15 protein-coding genes and 1 riboswitch are annotated in these 15,977 nt (G+C 71.4%); of the genes, 10 read left to right on the top strand and 5 right to left on the bottom strand.

The genetic code is table 11. From position 1 onward, the window contains the following. Positions 1-6 precede the first annotated feature (6 nt). Positions 7-951 (bottom strand): glucosyl-3-phosphoglycerate synthase, encoded by a 945-nt coding sequence (locus SCNRRL3882_RS22450; RefSeq protein WP_010035959.1) that lies wholly within the window; start codon positions 949-951, stop codon positions 7-9. Positions 952-1,106: 155 nt separating this feature from the next. Beyond that, a riboswitch (SAM riboswitch) is annotated at positions 1,107-1,262 on the top strand. Between the two features lie 18 nt (positions 1,263-1,280). Here SCNRRL3882_RS22450 and thrC point away from each other — a divergent pair. The 6 genes from thrC to SCNRRL3882_RS22480 all read left to right on the top strand — a co-directional run bounded on the left by thrC (position 1,281) and on the right by SCNRRL3882_RS22480 (position 8,672). Continuing rightward, positions 1,281-2,567, top strand: coding sequence for a threonine synthase (gene thrC / locus SCNRRL3882_RS22455; RefSeq protein ID WP_010035957.1), 1,287 nt, complete (start codon positions 1,281-1,283; stop codon positions 2,565-2,567). A gap of 128 nt (positions 2,568-2,695) precedes the next feature. Continuing rightward, complete coding sequence (locus SCNRRL3882_RS22460) at positions 2,696-2,971, top strand: ubiquitin-like small modifier protein 1 (RefSeq protein ID WP_010035955.1); 276 nt, start codon at positions 2,696-2,698, stop codon at positions 2,969-2,971. A 447-nt stretch (positions 2,972-3,418) separates the two neighbouring features. After that, positions 3,419-3,622, top strand: coding sequence for a cold-shock protein (locus SCNRRL3882_RS22465; protein WP_010035953.1), 204 nt, complete (start codon positions 3,419-3,421; stop codon positions 3,620-3,622). Positions 3,623-4,090: 468 nt separating this feature from the next. Continuing rightward, complete coding sequence (gene groL / locus SCNRRL3882_RS22470) at positions 4,091-5,713, top strand: chaperonin GroEL (RefSeq protein ID WP_010035948.1); 1,623 nt, start codon at positions 4,091-4,093, stop codon at positions 5,711-5,713. A 180-nt stretch (positions 5,714-5,893) separates the two neighbouring features. Continuing rightward, positions 5,894-7,021, top strand: coding sequence for an NADH:flavin oxidoreductase (locus tag SCNRRL3882_RS22475; RefSeq protein WP_010035946.1), 1,128 nt, complete (start codon positions 5,894-5,896; stop codon positions 7,019-7,021). A gap of 100 nt (positions 7,022-7,121) precedes the next feature. Continuing rightward, positions 7,122-8,672, top strand: coding sequence for a carboxylesterase/lipase family protein (locus SCNRRL3882_RS22480; protein ID WP_010035944.1), 1,551 nt, complete (start codon positions 7,122-7,124; stop codon positions 8,670-8,672). Between the two features lie 3 nt (positions 8,673-8,675). On the opposite strand, the gene SCNRRL3882_RS22485 is transcribed toward SCNRRL3882_RS22480, so the two are convergent. After that, positions 8,676-9,248 carry a hypothetical protein gene (locus SCNRRL3882_RS22485; RefSeq protein ID WP_010035942.1) on the bottom strand — a complete coding sequence of 191 codons (573 nt, stop codon included), beginning with the start codon at positions 9,246-9,248 and terminating at the stop codon, positions 8,676-8,678. A 216-nt stretch (positions 9,249-9,464) separates the two neighbouring features. Between SCNRRL3882_RS22485 and SCNRRL3882_RS22490 the strand changes: the two genes are divergently transcribed. Continuing rightward, the gene (locus SCNRRL3882_RS22490) at positions 9,465-11,549 is read left to right on the top strand and encodes a hypothetical protein (protein ID WP_010035940.1); all 2,085 of its coding nucleotides are present in this window, start codon (positions 9,465-9,467) and stop codon (positions 11,547-11,549) included. A gap of 82 nt (positions 11,550-11,631) precedes the next feature. On the opposite strand, the gene SCNRRL3882_RS22495 is transcribed toward SCNRRL3882_RS22490, so the two are convergent. Further along, positions 11,632-12,249: a TetR/AcrR family transcriptional regulator gene (locus tag SCNRRL3882_RS22495; protein WP_010035938.1), complete on the bottom strand. Its 618-nt coding sequence runs from the start codon at positions 12,247-12,249 to the stop codon at positions 11,632-11,634. Between the two features lie 105 nt (positions 12,250-12,354). On the opposite strand from SCNRRL3882_RS22495, the gene SCNRRL3882_RS22500 reads away from it, so the two are divergent. Then, entirely contained in the window at positions 12,355-13,284 is a 930-nt protein-coding gene (locus SCNRRL3882_RS22500) for an alpha/beta fold hydrolase (protein WP_010035935.1), read from the top strand. Positions 13,285-13,291: 7 nt separating this feature from the next. Here the strand turns inward: SCNRRL3882_RS22500 and murQ are convergent, their stop codons facing one another. After that, positions 13,292-14,224 (bottom strand): N-acetylmuramic acid 6-phosphate etherase, encoded by a 933-nt coding sequence (gene murQ, locus SCNRRL3882_RS22505; RefSeq protein WP_010035933.1) that lies wholly within the window; start codon positions 14,222-14,224, stop codon positions 13,292-13,294. A 54-nt stretch (positions 14,225-14,278) separates the two neighbouring features. Further along, positions 14,279-15,241: a MurR/RpiR family transcriptional regulator gene (locus SCNRRL3882_RS22510; RefSeq protein WP_029180900.1), complete on the bottom strand. Its 963-nt coding sequence runs from the start codon at positions 15,239-15,241 to the stop codon at positions 14,279-14,281. A 55-nt stretch (positions 15,242-15,296) separates the two neighbouring features. Between SCNRRL3882_RS22510 and SCNRRL3882_RS22515 the strand changes: the two genes are divergently transcribed. Together SCNRRL3882_RS22515 and SCNRRL3882_RS22520 are read left to right on the top strand one after the other, a co-directional pair. After that, positions 15,297-15,680, top strand: a complete 384-nt coding sequence (locus SCNRRL3882_RS22515; RefSeq protein ID WP_010035929.1) for a hypothetical protein — start codon at positions 15,297-15,299, stop codon at positions 15,678-15,680. Beyond that, positions 15,677-15,952 carry a DUF4031 domain-containing protein gene (locus SCNRRL3882_RS22520; RefSeq protein WP_010035927.1) on the top strand — a complete coding sequence of 92 codons (276 nt, stop codon included), beginning with the start codon at positions 15,677-15,679 and terminating at the stop codon, positions 15,950-15,952. The genes SCNRRL3882_RS22515 and SCNRRL3882_RS22520 overlap by 4 nt, the downstream gene beginning before the upstream one ends. Positions 15,953-15,977: the final 25 nt, after the last annotated feature.

The following is a 15,977-nucleotide window of genomic DNA, read 5'->3' on the forward strand; positions in this document are numbered from 1 at the left end:
CCCCGGTCAGGCCGCCCTACGCGCCTGGTACTCGGCGATCTCCACCATCGGCGGACGCTCCTCGGTGTCCACGGAGTACGTCCGCGGCTCGAAGCCGTCGCCGCCCCGCTCGAACTGCGTCAGGGACGGCCGGATCAGATGCCCGCGGGCCAGCCGCAGCTGGGCCGTGCGGTAGATCGCGGCGGCCATCCGGCCCAGCGCCTGCCCGTCCTGGTGCCGGTGCTTGCGCACCCCGACGTCCACCTGGGCGAGGGCGTCCAGGCCCACCAGGTGCAGCGCGTCGACCAGCATCCCGAGCTCGACGCCGTACCCGACGGGGAACGGCAGCTGCTCCAGCAGCGAGCGGCGGGCCGCGTACTCGCCGCCCAGCGGCTGCACGAAGCCGGCCAGCTGCGGCCAGTGCATGTTCAGCAGCGGGCGGGCCATCAGCTCCGTGACCCGGCCGCCCTGCCCGGCCGCACCGCCGAGCGGACGGTCGTACATGCCCTTCACCAGGGCGATGTCGGGGTCGGTGAGCAGCGGGCCCACGATCCCGGAGACGAAGTCGGACGAGAAGTCCCTCAGGTCCGCGTCGACGAAGCAGACGATGTCCCCGCGGGTGACGAGCAGCGACCGCCACAGCACCTCGCCCTTGCCGGGCACGGCCGGGATCCCCGGGAGGATCTCGTCGCGGTGCACCACCGTCGCGCCCGCGGCGGCGGCCACCTCCGACGTACGGTCGGTCGAGCCCGAGTCGACGACGACGAGCTCGTCGACGAGCGGCACCTGCCGCATCAGGTCGTGACGGATGACGGCGGCGATGTCACCGACCGTCTCCTCCTCGTTGAGCGCGGGCAGCACCACACTCACCGTCTGGCCCGAGCGCTGCTTGGCGGCCAGGATCTGGTGGAGCGGGCGATCGGTCGCTGACCAGGAACGGGTGCTCAGCCAGCGCTCGACTTCTTCCAGCACCGTGGCGGCTCCTCTGCGTACTCTCGGCGGGACGGACTGTGACCCATCTCGCGGTTCGGACGACTATCTCAACTGTCCTGGTCGTCGGTTACAGTCTTGAACAACGCGGATGACCATCGCATGTCCGGGGTCAGCCGTCGTTTACAACCACATACAGCTCATCCAGAGGGGCAGAGGGAAACGGCCCGATGAAGCCCCGGCAACCCTCCAGCCGATACTCGTAGGTCACTGTCGACCGCTCCGCGAGGCTCCCGGCTCGGGAAGGTGCCAAATCCGTCTCACGGCGAGATGCGTCGTGAGGAAGATGAGGAGAAAGGGCCTCGCCTCACATGGCTGTGCAGACTGTTGCAAGCACCACTGACTCCACCGTAGACCTCGGCCCCGCCGCCGCCCTGAGCTGCCGCGAGTGCGGCCACCGCGTACCCCTCGGCCCGGTCTTCGCGTGCGAGGAGTGTTTCGGCCCGCTGGAGATCGCCTACGACTTCTCGGCCTACGACACCGAGGAACTCCGCAAGCGGATCGAAGCGGGACCCGCGAACATCTGGCGCTACGCCCCGCTGCTGCCGGTCCCGGCCGACGTGGCGACCAAGCCGAACATCAACCCGGGCTGGACCAAGCTCGTCAAGGCCGACAACCTCGCGCGCGAGCTGGGGGTCGACGCCGGCAAGCTCTTCGTCAAGGACGACTCCGGCAACCCGACGCACTCCTTCAAGGACCGGGTCGTCGCCCAGGCCCTGGAGGCCGCCCGCGCCTTCGGCTTCACCACGCTGTCCTGCTCCTCCACCGGCAACCTCGCCGGCGCCGTGGGTGCCGCGGCGGCCCGCGCCGGCTTCCGCTCCTGCGTGTTCATCCCGCACGACCTGGAGCAGGGCAAGGTCGTCATGGCCGCGGTCTACGGCGGTGAGCTCGTCGGCATCCAGGGCAACTACGACGACGTGAACCGCTTCTGCTCCGAGCTGATCGGCGACCCGGCCGGCGAGGGCTGGGGCTTCGTCAACGTCAACCTGCGGCCGTACTACGCCGAGGGCTCCAAGACCCTGGCGTACGAGATCTGCGAGCAGCTGGGCTGGCAGCTGCCCGACCAGATCGTGGTGCCGATCGCCTCCGGCTCGCAGCTGACGAAGATCGACAAGGGTCTGCAGGAGCTGATCAAGCTCGGGCTGGTCGAGGACAAGCCGTACAAGATCTTCGGCGCGCAGGCCGAGGGCTGCTCGCCGGTGTCGACGGCGTTCAAGGCCGGGCACGACGTCGTACGCCCGCAGAAGCCGGACACGATCGCCAAGTCGCTGGCGATCGGCAACCCGGCGGACGGGCCGTACGTGCTGGACATCGCCCGGCGGACGGGCGGTTTCGTGGAGGACGTGACGGACGAGCAGGTCGTTGACGCGATCAAGCTGCTCGCCCGGACCGAGGGTGTCTTCGCGGAGACCGCGGGTGGGGTGACCGTGGGCGTGACCAGGAAGCTGATCGAGAACGGGGTGCTCGACCCCGCCAAGACCACCGTCGTTCTCAACACCGGGGATGGTCTCAAGACGCTGGATGCGGTGGCCGGGACCGGGCTCACCGCGACCATTCGGCCCAACCTGGAGTCGTTCCGGGAAGCCGGTCTGGTCTGACCATCGTTCGCTGCGGGCCGGTGGGGGCTGGTCGCGCCCACGCGGCGCAGCCGCACATCGACCCGGCCCCGCGCCCCTGGGGGCGCGCCCCCAGCCGTAGCTCAATCGAAACCGGAGGTCACATCCCGATGAGCGTCACCGTTCGCATCCCCACCATCCTGCGTACCTACACCGGCGGCCAGGCCGAGGTCGCCGCCGAGGGGGCGACCCTCGGCGAGGTCATCGCCGACCTGGAGAAGAACCACACCGGGATCGCCGCCCGGGTGCTGGACGACCAGGGCAAGCTGCGCCGGTTCGTCAACGTGTACGTCAACGACGACGACGTGCGGTTCGAGCAGGGTCTGGAGACGGCGACTCCGGACGGCGCCGGTGTGTCGATCATCCCCGCCGTCGCCGGTGGCTGAACCGGTCGACCGGCTTGATTGTTACCTTCGGTAACGGCGGTTACTGAGAGTTCAGCGAATTGCCCCCTCCGTGAGAGAAGCGGAGGGGGCAATTCTGTGTGATTGAGCGCGGTACAGTTGGGGAACACGGCGCCGATCCCCTGATCGGGAGCCCTGAATTCCTGCCGCACGCCCGACAAGATGTAGCCAAAGTGTGTGCGTCTTTCGCGGCTTTTGTTCCTTTTGTGTGGCCCGACTTGCCCTGAATTCAGGCGAATTCTCCCCACATTCCGGACCCTGCGCGTCCAGAATTCTCGTCCGATTGACCTGTTGCAGACGGCAGTTGGACAGATACATTCAGCCGCGGTCGACGCGTTCCGGCGCACGCCCCCAACCGTGGGGGGTGAGGTCTGACCCGGGTCCGCGAAGTGTGGATCTGTGCAAGGGCCAGTAATAGGGGAGTTAGGCATGGCTCAGGGCACCGTCAAGTGGTTCAACGCGGAGAAGGGGTACGGCTTCATCGCGGTCGACGGTGGTGCGGATGTTTTCGTCCACTACAGTGCGATCCAGATGGACGGCTACCGCACCCTGGAAGAGGGCCAGCGGGTCGAGTTCGAGATCTCGCAGGGCCAGAAGGGGCCGCAGGCCGACATGGTTCGCGTCTCTGCCTGAACGCGCACCACGACCAAGCGCAAGCGACCGGTCTTCTCTGAAGGGCCCGCACCCCCCGGGGTGCGGGCCCTTCGGCCTGCTCGGGGGTTGGCGGCCGGCGTGACGGGTGCGCCCGCCGGGCGACCGCCCGCGTCGTCGCTCTCGTCTCGCCGCGACGGGCCGGGGGCCAGGCTTTTCTCTGCTCGCCCGATCCGCCGCGGCGCTGCCCGTGGCCTGCGGGCCGAGCCGGATGCCCGCTGTTCGCCGGGGGCTGAGCACCCGCTCGAACCGTGGGAGTCGCTTGCACTCGCCATGCCCGAGTGCTAATCATTGCGTTAGCACTCTGAAGGTGAGAGTGACAACGTAAGGACCGGGTCGGTGAGGCCCGCAGGCCAGGTGGGGAAGGAACCACGAGGCCGGCGAGCCGTCCGTCGCGGGCGCGGGCGCGGTCCGAAGGAATCACCCCCAGTCCTGGAGGGACCACTTCACATGGCCAAGATCATCGCGTTCGACGAGGAGGCGCGGCGCGGCCTCGAGCGCGGCATGAACCAGCTCGCGGACGCCGTCAAGGTGACCCTCGGCCCCAAGGGCCGCAACGTCGTCCTCGAGAAGAAGTGGGGCGCCCCCACGATCACCAACGACGGTGTCTCCATCGCCAAGGAGATCGAGCTCGAGGACCCGTACGAGAAGATCGGCGCCGAGCTGGTCAAGGAAGTCGCCAAGAAGACGGACGACGTCGCCGGTGACGGTACGACCACCGCGACCGTTCTCGCCCAGGCCCTGGTCAAGGAAGGCCTGCGCAACGTAGCCGCCGGTGCCAACCCGATGGCCCTGAAGCGCGGTATCGAGCGCGCCGTCGAGGCCGTCTCCGCCGCCCTGCTGGAGCAGGCGAAGGACGTCGAGACCAAGGAGCAGATCGCCTCCACGGCCTCCATCTCCGCCGCCGACACCCAGATCGGCGAGCTCATCGCCGAGGCGATGGACAAGGTCGGCAAGGAAGGCGTCATCACCGTCGAGGAGTCCCAGACCTTCGGTCTGGAGCTGGAGCTCACCGAGGGTATGCGCTTCGACAAGGGCTACATCTCGGCGTACTTCGCCACCGACATGGAGCGTATGGAGGCCGTCCTCGACGACCCGTACATCCTGATCGCCAACTCCAAGATCTCCAACGTCAAGGACCTGCTCCCGCTCCTGGAGAAGGTCATGCAGTCGGGCAAGCCGCTGCTGATCATCGCCGAGGACGTCGAGGGCGAGGCCCTGTCGACGCTGGTCGTCAACAAGATCCGCGGCACCTTCAAGTCCGTCGCCGTCAAGGCTCCGGGCTTCGGTGACCGTCGCAAGGCGATGCTCCAGGACATCGGCATCCTCACCGGCGGCGAGGTGATCTCCGAGGAGGTCGGCCTCAAGCTGGAGAACGCCACGCTCGACCTCCTGGGCAAGGCCCGCAAGGTCGTCATCACCAAGGACGAGACCACCATCGTCGACGGTGCCGGCTCCGCCGACCAGGTCCAGGGCCGGGTCAACCAGATCCGCGCCGAGATCGAGAACAGCGACTCGGACTACGACCGCGAGAAGCTGCAGGAGCGCCTGGCGAAGCTCGCCGGCGGTGTCGCGGTCATCAAGGCCGGTGCCGCCACCGAGGTGGAGCTCAAGGAGCGCAAGCACCGCATCGAGGACGCCGTGCGCAACGCCAAGGCGGCCGTCGAGGAGGGCATCGTCGCCGGTGGTGGCGTGGCCCTGCTGCAGGCCTCCCAGGTCTTCGAGAAGCTGGAGCTCGACGGTGACGAGGCGACCGGCGCCAACGCCGTGAAGCTCGCGCTGGAGGCCCCGCTGAAGCAGATCGCCGTCAACGGTGGTCTCGAGGGCGGCGTCGTCGTGGAGAAGGTCCGCAACCTCCAGGTCGGCCACGGTCTGAACGCCGCGACCGGTGAGTACGTCGACATGATCGCCGAGGGGATCATCGACCCGGCGAAGGTGACCCGTTCCGCGCTGCAGAACGCCGCCTCCATCGCCGCGCTGTTCCTCACCACCGAGGCCGTCATCGCCGACAAGCCGGAGAAGGCCGCCGCGCCCGCCGGCGGTGGCATGCCGGGCGGTGACATGGACTTCTGATCGACCTGGTCGATCAACGTCCTTGCCGAGGGCGGCACTCCCTGTTCCGACAGGGGGTGCCGCCCTCGGGCGTGTCCGGGATCACAGCGCGGGCGGGATGGCCCGGGCGGGGCCGGATGGTTGACACGTACGTCCTATGCGTATGCACATACTGTCCGGTATCCGAAGAGGAGCCCCCACGTGACCGTCGCCGCCTCCGCCGCCTCCCGCGCCGCCGAAATCCTGTCCCGGCCCGTATCGCTGGGCGGCCTGACCGTTCCGAACCGGATCGCGATGGCGCCGATGACCCGCATGTTCTCCCCGGGCGGTGTCCCCGGCGACGACGTCATCTCGTACTACTCCCGCCGCGCCGCCGCCGGCGTCGGTCTGATCGTCACCGAGGGGACCTACGTCGGCCACGAGTCGGCCGGGCAGAGCGACCGGGTGCCGCGGTTCCACGGCGAGGAGCAGCTCGCGGGCTGGGCGAAGGTCGCCGAGGCGGTGCACGCCGCGGGCGGCACGATCGTGCCGCAGCTGTGGCACATCGGCATGGTCCGCAACCAGGGCGAGCCGCCGGTCGCGGACGCCCCGGCCGTCGGCCCCTCCGGCCTGCGCATCGGCGCCACCGAGCCCACCGGCAAGGCCATGACCCAGGCCGACATCGACGCCGTCATCGGCGCGTTCGCCGAGGCCGCTGCCGCCGCCGAGCGCATCGGCTTCGACGGCGTGGAGATCCACGGCGCCCACGGCTACCTGCTCGACCAGTTCCTGTGGGAGGGCACCAACCGCCGCACCGACGCCTACGGCGGCGACCCGGTCGCCCGTGCCAAGTTCTCGGCGGAGATCGTCGCGGCCGTCCGCGAGACCGTCTCGGCCGACTTCCCCGTCATCTTCCGCTACTCGCAGTGGAAGCAGGAGGCCTACGACGCCCGCCTCGCGGAGACGCCCGAGGAGCTGGAGGCCATCCTGACCCCGCTCGCCGCGGCCGGTGCGGACGCCTTCCACGCCTCCACCCGCCGCTACTGGGTGCCCGAGTTCGACGACTCCGACCTCAACCTGGCCGGCTGGACCAAGAAGCTCACGGGCAAGCCCGCCATCACCGTCGGCTCGGTCGGCCTGAACGGCGACTTCATCAAGGCCTTCCAGGGCGAGGGCGCCGAAGTGGGCGACCTGGACAACCTCCTGGACCGCTTCGAGCGCGACGAGTTCGACATGGTCGCCGTCGGCCGCGCCCTGCTCCAGGACCCGCAGTGGGCGCAGAAGGTCCTGTCCGGCCGCTTCGACGAGCTGGCGCCCTACGACCCGGCGGCGCTGAAGACGCTCAGCTGACCCCACCGGGTCCGTCCCCGGGCCGCCCTGGATTCACTTGCGTCAGTCAAGGACACTGGCGGAGCGCCTGTTCACCGGCACCCCGTGAGGAGATCCAGAGATGACGACGACCGAGTCCCACCCCCCGACCGGCGCCTCAGCCGGGCAGCCCGCACCGGTGGTGCGCACCACCGCCGGTGCGGTACGCGGCCGCAGGGAGGAGGGCCTCGCCGTCTTCCGCGGCATCCCCTTCGCCGCACCCCCCGTGGGCGAGGCCCGGTTCCTGGCCCCGCGCCCCGCCCACACCTGGGACGGCATACGGGACGCGTACGCCTTCGGCCCGCCGCCCCCGCAGGACCTCGGCAACCTGGGCGGCCCGGGTCTGGTCGACGTGCCCGAGGGCGACGAGTGGCTCACGGTCAACGTCTGGACCCCCGAGCCCGCCCCGGGCGCCCGCCGCCCGGTGATGGTGTGGCTCTACGGCGGCGCCTACAAGCTCGGCCACTCCGGCAGCCCCGGCTACGACGCCCGGCGCATCGCGGCCGACGGCGACCTCGTGGTCGTGTCCCTCAACTACCGCGTCGGCATGGAGGGCTTCGCCCACATCGAGGGGGCGCCCGCCAACCGCGGCCTGCTCGACCAGGTGGCCGCGCTGGAGTGGGTACGGGACAACATCGAGGCGTTCGGCGGCGACCCCGGCCAGGTCACGGTCTTCGGCGAGTCGGCGGGCGCGGGTTGCGTCGCCTCGCTGCTGGCCATGCCGAGGGCGGCGGGCCTGTTCCGGCGGGCGATCGCGCAGAGCGTGCCGGGGACGTTCTTCTCGGACGCGCTGGCCCGTGACATCGGTGCCGCTCTCGCCGCCGAGGTGGGGCTGCGGCCCACGGTCGCCGACCTGGCGACGGTCCCGCCGCGCGAACTGACCTCGGCGGGTGAGTCGTTGAGCGCCAAGATGCCCCAGTACCTCGACCGCTGGGGCCAGGCGGCGCCGACGGTCACGCCCTTCTCGCCGGTCGTCGACGGCGAGGTCCTGCCGACCACGCCCTGGCAGGCGCTGGCGGCCGGTGCGGCGAAGGACGTCGACCTGCTCGTCGGCCACAACCGCGACGAGTACCGCCTCTTCGTCGCCATGGCGGGCCGGCTGGGCCGGATAACAGAGGAGCGGGCGGCAGCGGCCCTCCGCCTCTTCGCCCCCGGGGATGAACAGGCGTACCGCGCCGCCTTCCCGGACGCCTCGCCGAGCGAGCTCTACGAACGCGTCCAGACGGACTGGCTGTTCAACATGCCGTCCCTGCACCTGGCCGAGGCCCAGCGCGCGGGCGGCGGCAGCGCGCACCTCTACGAACTGACCTGGCCGGCCCCCGGCAACGGCGGTGCGCTCGGTGCCTGCCACGGCCTGGACATCCCGCTGCTGTTCGGCACCTACGGGGCGGACCTGGGACTTCTGCTGTTCGCGGGCGCGGAGCCGTCCGCTGAGGCGCTTTCGCTGTCCTCCCGTTTCCGAGCGTCCTGGACGTCCTTCGCGAGGACCGGCGACCCGGGCTGGCCGGCGTACGACGACGAGCGGCGGCTGGTGCAGGTGCTGGATGCGGAGCCGGTGGTCACGGCGTATCCGGAGGAGCGGTCGCGGCGGCTGTGGGAGGGGTACGAGTTCCTGCCCCTGCCACTGCTGTAGGGCCTACAGGTTGCCCATCGGCTCGATGTCGACCCGCACGGGCGTCCCCCACACACGCAGCACCTCGTAGTCGGTGAACTCGTGCACGAGCCGGTACGCCATGGCGGCCCGGGGAGCCTTGCGCTGCGCGGCGATGAACAGCTCGGCCTCGCGGCGGTCCCGGCGCGGGGTGCCGCACAGCTGCCAGGTCTGACCGTTCCACAGCTCCGGCAGCCAGCGCTGCTGGGGCTGGGGGCGGTCACCGCGTACGCCGTAACGGGACTGCACGGGCTCCGTGGGCTGCGGGGGGTGCGGGGCGGGCCCGTTGAACTCGGCCCGGCGGGCGGCCCGGCGCCGCGTCTCGCACAGCAGGCATCCGTCGGGCGCGCCCTCGTCGACCGGGCCGTTCGGGTGCTCGGGGCAGCGCGTGGTGGGCGGGGCGCTGCCGACGCTCTCCTCCAGCAGGTCCAGGGCCCTCCGCAGATCCGCCTTGACCTCGTGCAGCTTGGCGTCCGGGGTGTCGCCGGTGAGGGCCTCCCCGTGCTCCCCGAGGAGTCGGAGGGCACGGCCTAGGGCGGTGAGCTGGGCGTGGTTCATGGATCCATTGTCGTCGGTCGGCAGCGGGCCGCCCGCCGTGGGCGGTGGCCGTTTCAGGGGAACGGGAGTTGAGGGCAAGGTGACGTGAAGGTGACGCGCGGGCGTACAACCATTCGCCCGTTGTCGTCGTCGAACTGGCGTACCGCGCGTACAGCGGCGTACGCCCCACCGCACGCCATCCCGGAAGACACCTCCTTTCCCAGAGGAATCCTGTTCATGACGCTCCGTTGGTTGTGCGGTGTCCTGCGCGTGCGCGGGAAGACCGATCTGCTCCTCGTGCTGCTCTTCGCCGCCGGTTTCGCCGCACTGCCCGTCTTCGCGCTGCGGCCGTCGCTCTGGGGCTTCGCCGTGGCCTCGGCCGTGACGTACGCCGCGGACGAGGTGCTGCACGCGCGGGCGCCCTCCTTCGTGCGGCGGCTGGCCGCGTTGCAGCTGACCCGCACGATGCGGTTCACCGTGCGGACGGTGATGCTGCTCGCCCTGGCCGACCGTATGAACGCCTCGGACGCGGTGCTGGTGACCGCCCTGGCGGTGTTCAGTGCCCACTTCGCGCTGGTGACGCTGTACACGGCGGTGCATCACGCCATCCGGCGGCGGCGCACGCTCCCGGTGGTGGTGCGCAACCTCGACATGAGCGGGGCGGGCATTCCGCAGTCCCCGCCCGCCCTCCTCTACCGGCGGTTCCTGCGCAAGCTGCTGCACCTGGACCTGCCGGCCCACGCGGGACTGCTGGCCGCCCTGGCGGCGGGGGCGTGGCAGCCCGCCGGTGTCGGTTTCGCGCTGACCGCCGGGCTCGCGGTGGCCGCCGTGCTGGCGCTGCTGGCGCAGTTGCGCCGGGCCCGCCGGATGCCGTCGCGGGACGAGGTGATCGCGGAGGTCAACCGGCAACTGTCCGGCTACCGGCCGGAGGTGGCGCTGTACTTCAGCTTCGCGTCCGTGTCGCGGGACTTCATGTACCAGGTCAACATGTGGATCGAGACGCTGGAGCAGCTCGACCGGCGCCCGCTGATCATCCTGCGGGAGCGGGCCTCGTTCCGTTATCTGAGCCGTACGCGGCTGCCCGTGGTGTGCCTGCCGAAGGCCGACGACGTGGCGCAGCTGGAGCTGCCCGAGCTCCGGGTCGTCCTCTACCCCGGCAACGCGGGCAAGAACGTGCACATGCTGCGCGTCGCCGAGGCCAAGCACGTCTTCATCGGGCACGGCGACAGCGACAAGCTCGCCAGCAGCAACCGGGTGAGCAAGGTGTACGACGAGATCTGGGTGGCCGGGCGGGCCGGGCGCGACCGCTACCAGCGGGTGCGGCACGCCATCGACGACCGGGCGATCGTCGAGGTGGGCCGCCCGCAGCTGTCGTCGATCCGGCTGCACGCGGACCACGTTCCCGGGCCGCTGCCGACCGTCCTGTACGCACCGACCTGGGAGGGCTGGAGCGACGACGACTGCCACACGTCCCTGATCCCGATGGGCGTGACGCTGGTCGAGAAGCTGCTCGCGGAGAACGTGCGCGTCATCTACAAGCCGCACCCCCTCACCGGCAAGCGCTCCCGCGCCGCGGCCGAAGCCGACCGTGCCATCAGGGAGTTGCTGCGCGCCGACAACGAGCGGCGGGACAAGGAGCGGGGTGACAGCGACGGCGTGGAGGCCGCCATCACCGCAGCCCGGCCGCGGCTCGCGGAGATCCAGGCCCGCCTCGGGGAGCTGGCGGGACGGCTCGGCGGCGACGACGCCCAGCAGACCCGGGAGGCGCGCGTCCCCGACCCCGGTGGTGAGGCCGAGTGGCACGAGCTGCGTGCCGAGTGGCACCGGATCTTCTGGGAGAGCCGGGGCTCCGTCCGACACCAGGTGATCCTGAAGCAACTGCCCACGCTGTACGAGTGCTTCGACCAGGCCGACATGCTCATCAGCGATGTGTCGTCCGTGGTCGCGGACTTCGTGGCGAGCCTCAAGCCGTACGTCCTGACCAACGCGAACGACCTGCCCGACGGTGAGTTCCGGGCCGCGTACACCACCGCCGGGGGCGCCTACCTCCTCGACCGGGAGTGCGTCCGGCTGCCGGAGATCCTCCGCTCGGTCCGCGCTCCGCTGCACGACCCGATGGCACCCGAGCGCCGCGTCCTCAAGGAGTACGTCCTGGGCCCGGACCGGCCCACCTCGATGGAGCGGTTCAACGCGGCCGTCAACGCCCTGGCCGACAGGGCCGCGGCGGAGCAGGAGGAGCGGCACGCGGAGCAGGACGAGCGGCACGCGGAGCAGGACGAGCGGCATGCGGAGCAGGGGGAGGCGGTCGCCCAGCTGACATGACGCGCCCAGCCGACGTGACGGCCCTCGCGGGCACTCCCTGGCAGGGCCGCCGGGCCCGGTGCCGCCGCGCACCCGTTTCTTTTCAGTCCGGCCGGATCCGGGACGCCAGCCCCTCGAAGTAGCTGCGGTGCAAGGCGGTCAGGTCCACCTGCTCGGGGTCCAGGAGCCACAGCAGGTGGGCCCCTTCGAGGAACGCCGCCGTCTCCGCTGCCAGGAGGGCGGGGTCCAGGTCGGCGCGGGCCGAACCGTCGGCAGCGGCGCGCGTGAACAGGGCGACCAGATGGGCCCGCAGCGCCCGGCCGCGGTCCCGGAACCAGGTGTGGAGCCCGGAGCCGGGATCGAGGTTCTCCGCGGTGAGGGTGGTGTGCAGGGCGGCCAGTTGCCGTGCGGTGGCGGCGGTGTGCTCGGCGTCCCGGACGAACCAGTCGAACGCCTCGTCCAGGGTGGGTTCGGCGTCCTTCGTGGCGGACAGCCGTTCCAGGGCGCGCCGGTCGGCCTCTTCCAGGACGGCTCGGACGAGGCCGTCCTTGCTGCCGAAGTGGTGGATGAGGGCGGACGGGGTGGTGCCGACGCGCTCGGCGATCGCGGCCACCCCGGTGCCGCGCACCCCCTGACGCGCGAACAGCTCGATCGCCGCGTCGACGATGGCGCGGCGGCGCTCCACGCCACGCTTCTGCACCTGTCCCTTGACACCCGCCATGGGGTCAGCGTGCCCGGACGGGCCCGGGGCGTCCAACCCGCACCCGCACACACGTGCCCGGAAAACAGGTGTGCGCTCGCCTCCGAGCCATTAACCTGAACGACCATGCAGGAAAATAAGACGGAGAACGAGTACCTGACGGGCCGCGAGCGGATGGTCCCTGCGGGCGGACTCGAGCTGTGGACCGAGGAGTTCGGCGACCCCGCCCATCCGACGGTGCTGCTGGTGATGGGCGCGCAGGCGCAGGGCATCCAGTGGAACGACGGCATCGTCCGCCGCCTTGTCGACGGGGGCCGCCGGGTCATCCGCTACGACCACCGGGACACCGGACGCTCGTCCACGGTCGACTTCGCCCAGCAGCCGTACACCGTCGCCGACCTGGCCTCCGACGCGCTCGCCGTCCTGGACGCGCTCGGGGCGGAACGCGCTCACGTGGTGGGCGCGTCCCTCGGCGGCATCATCGGCCAGCGGCTGGCCGTCACCCACCCGGGCCGGGTGCTGACCCTGACGAGCCTGTCGTCCCAGCCGCTCGGCACCGACACGGCGGCGGCCGTGCAGCGTGCCATGGAGGGAGCACCTCCGCTCCCCGGTGAACTGCCTGCGCCCAGGCCCGAGCTGCTGGCCGCGCTCGCCTCGGCGTTCCCGGAGCCGCAGGCCGGCCTGGAGGACTACCTCGCCGCCCGGCTGCCGCTGTGGCGTGTGCTGCACGGACAGGTGCTGCCGTTCGACGAGGACGAGTACCGTGCGATGGAGCGCCGGGCGTACGAGCGGGCGCGTGATCCGTGGGCCGCGCTCAACCACGCGCTCGCCGGGGCCGCCCCGGTGGGCTCCACGGCGGAGCTGGCCTCCGTCACGGCGCCGTCGCTGGTCCTGCACGGCACCGAGGACCCGATGTTCCCGCCCGCCCATGCCGAAGCCACCGCCGCCGCCCTCCCCGGCGCCCGCCTGGTCATGATCGAGGGGATGGGCCACACCCTGCCCAGGGCACTGGACGACCACCTGGCCGACCGGATCCTGCAGCACACGACTGCCTGACCAGGCCCTACGGGCGTGCCTCCAGGGCCGCTCGCAGGTGCCCGCCGGATTCCTCCAGCAGGCGGGCCGCCGTCGGGCCGTCCACGCCGGCCAGGAGGGTCAGGATCGCGTTCTTCACCTCTCCGTCGGTGGCGGCCAGGGCCCGTTCGATCTCCTCGTCGCCGGCGCCGGTGGCGAGGGCGACGATGCGGTGGGAGCGGGCACGCAGTTTGTCGTTGGAGGCGCGGACGTCGACCATCAGGTTCCCGTAGGTCTTGCCCAGGCGGATCATGGTGATCGTCGACAGCATGTTGAGCACGAGCTTCTGTGCCGTGCCGGCCTTCAGTCGGGTGGAGCCGGTGAGCAGTTCGGGGCCCACGACGATCTCGATGCCGTGCTCGGCGGCGGCCGCGAGCGGGCTGCCCTGGTTGCAGGCGAGGCCGATGGTGAGGGAGCCGCGGGCGCGGGCGTACTCGACGGCGCCGATGGCGTACGGGGTGCGGCCGGAGGCCGAGATGCCGACCACCGTGTCGTCCGGGGTGAGGCCGAGGGGCTCCAGGTCGGCCTGGGCCAGTTCCCGGGAGTCCTCCGCGCCCTCCACCGAGGTGACCATGGCCTGGGGGCCGCCCGCGATCAGCCCGACGACCCGGGAGGGGTCGGTGTTGAAGGTGGGCGGGCACTCGGAGGCGTCCAGGACGCCCAGCCGGCCGGCCGTGCCGGCCCCCGCGTAGACAAGGCGGCCACCCCGGGCCATCCGCTCGGCCAGGGCGTCGATCGCGTCGGCGATCTCCGGCAGCCGGGCCGCGACCGCCCCGGCCACGGTGCCGTCCTCGCCGTTCATGAGCCGCGCGATGTCGAGGGTGGGCAGCCGGTCGATGCCGGCCAGCTCCGGCCGGAACGCCTCGGTGGTCAGGGACTCCAACTCGGCTCTGAGCTCACGGGGGTTGGAGGTGGAGGTCATGGGACGGCTCTTTCCGTGTCTTTCCGTGTCTTTCCGGTGCCGGCCGGGGCCGGTTCAGGAACGATGCCGGTGGGCCAACGCCTCGTACGACGCCGAGAGCGCCGGCGCCGCCGTCTCGTACGTCCGCTGCGCCACCCCCACGAACAGGCAGTCCACCACAAGAAGCTGTCCGGTCCGGGACGACATCGCCGCGGGACGCAGCTCGCTCTCCCGCGCCGTGGACGTGGTGAGGACGTGGTCGGCGTACTGCGAGACCGGGCCGTCCGGGCGGCCGGTGATCGCCACCGTCGTCGCCCCGCGCTCGAAGGCGACCCGCAGCGGCTCGATGACGTCCCCCGTGGACCCGGAGTGCGTGATGGCGATCGCGACATCGCCCGCGCGCAGCTGCACGGCGTTGGTGACGGCCAGGTGCGGGTCGCTGTGGGCGTGCGCGACCAGCCCTATGCGCAGCAGCTTCTGCGTGAGGTCCTGGGCGACCAGGCCGGACGCCCCGACGCCGTACACGTCCGTGCGCCGGGCGCCGGTCAGCGCCGTGACGGCCGCGCCCAGTTGGACGGTGTCGAGGCCGGCGGCGGTGTCGGCGAGGGTCTGCTGCTCGTCGTAGGCCAGCTTCGCGACCACGTCGGCGATCGGGTCGTCGACCGCGATGTCCGTGGTGATGGCGGGGGCGCGGCCGGACTGCTGCTGGGCGGCGAGGCCGGCGAGGGCCAGGCGCAGGTCCCGGTAACCCGGATAGCCCAGCAGCCGGGCGGTGCGTACGACGGTCGCCTCGCTGGTGCCGGTGAGTTCGGCGAGGCCGGTGACCGTGAGGGCCGCGCAGCCGGCCGGGTCGCCCGCGACGGCCTCGGCGACGCGCTGCATGGAACGCGTCATCGACGGGCCCAGCGTACGGACCTTGGCCGCGAGGGCGGCGGGGGCGGGCGGGGTGCCGAGCGTGGCGGCCATGGCACCCGTGCCGCCCGTGCCGCTCGCACCGCCGCGTTCGCTGGCGAAAATTTCCTTCACTCTTCGGGTCACCCTTGAAAGATATTTTCGGCTCGGCGTTGTGGTCAAGAGTGCGCACAATGGGGGCATGGACCCCATCAGCCCCCTGGAGCAGGCACTGCACGCCGCGCGCGCCCTCGTGCTGGCCGACCTCGTCGCGGGACGTGTCGCCGAGGCGGACGTCGTCTCCCTGGTCGAGGAGTCCGTCGTGCAGCGGCGGTGGTGGGTCGAGCAGTGGCCGGAGGGCGCGCAGTACGTCGCCGGTCTGGTCGCGCAGGACGTGCAGGACGCCCTGCTGGAGCGCTACGGCCGCTGGCCGCTGTGCCCGGTGTGCGGCACCGGCGACCCGCACGCGCTGGACGTGCAACCGGAGTTGGGGCCCGACCCGCACTGGGTGTGCAGCGAGGCGGGCGTGAAGGTCGCCGCGGTCGGGTCGCTGGGCGAGGCCCTCGGCGGAGCGGCGTCCTCGTGACCGTCTACATCGACCCGCCGACCTGGCCCGGCCACGGCCGCATGTGGTCCCACCTGGTCAGCGACGTCTCGTACGAGGAGCTGCACACCTTCGCCGAACGCCTCGGCGTGCCCCGGCGGGCCTTCGAACGCGACCACTACGACATCCCCGAGCAGCGGTACGCGGACGCGGTGAGCGCCGGGGCCGTGGAGGTCAGCAGCCGCGAGGTGGTGCGGCTGCTGCACGGGGCGGGGCTGCGCCGGCCCAAGGGGCGGACCCAGCTGCGGGGTTAGGGGGCTTCTGATGGATCTCCGCGGC

The organism is Streptomyces chartreusis NRRL 3882, assembly GCF_900236475.1.
Lineage (GTDB): Bacteria > Actinomycetota > Actinomycetes > Streptomycetales > Streptomycetaceae > Streptomyces > Streptomyces chartreusis_D.

Bases quoted from the DNA above. Each gene is read 5' to 3' on its own strand.
- SCNRRL3882_RS22465 (WP_010035953.1), top strand. From the start codon at position 3,419: ATGGCTCAGGGCACCGTCAAGTGGTTCAACGCGGAGAAGGGGTACGGC.
- groL (WP_010035948.1), top strand. From the start codon at position 4,091: ATGGCCAAGATCATCGCGTTCGACGAGGAGGCGCGGCGCGGCCTCGAG.
- murQ (WP_010035933.1), bottom strand. From the start codon at position 14,224: ATGACCTCCACCTCCAACCCCCGTGAGCTCAGAGCCGAGTTGGAGTCC.
- SCNRRL3882_RS22500 (WP_010035935.1), top strand. From the start codon at position 12,355: ATGCAGGAAAATAAGACGGAGAACGAGTACCTGACGGGCCGCGAGCGG.
- SCNRRL3882_RS22480 (WP_010035944.1), top strand. From the start codon at position 7,122: ATGACGACGACCGAGTCCCACCCCCCGACCGGCGCCTCAGCCGGGCAG.
- SCNRRL3882_RS22515 (WP_010035929.1), top strand. From the start codon at position 15,297: ATGGACCCCATCAGCCCCCTGGAGCAGGCACTGCACGCCGCGCGCGCC.
- thrC (WP_010035957.1), top strand. From the start codon at position 1,281: ATGGCTGTGCAGACTGTTGCAAGCACCACTGACTCCACCGTAGACCTC.
- SCNRRL3882_RS22490 (WP_010035940.1), top strand. From the start codon at position 9,465: ATGACGCTCCGTTGGTTGTGCGGTGTCCTGCGCGTGCGCGGGAAGACC.
- SCNRRL3882_RS22460 (WP_010035955.1), top strand. From the start codon at position 2,696: ATGAGCGTCACCGTTCGCATCCCCACCATCCTGCGTACCTACACCGGC.
- SCNRRL3882_RS22495 (WP_010035938.1), bottom strand. From the start codon at position 12,249: ATGGCGGGTGTCAAGGGACAGGTGCAGAAGCGTGGCGTGGAGCGCCGC.
- SCNRRL3882_RS22485 (WP_010035942.1), bottom strand. From the start codon at position 9,248: ATGAACCACGCCCAGCTCACCGCCCTAGGCCGTGCCCTCCGACTCCTC.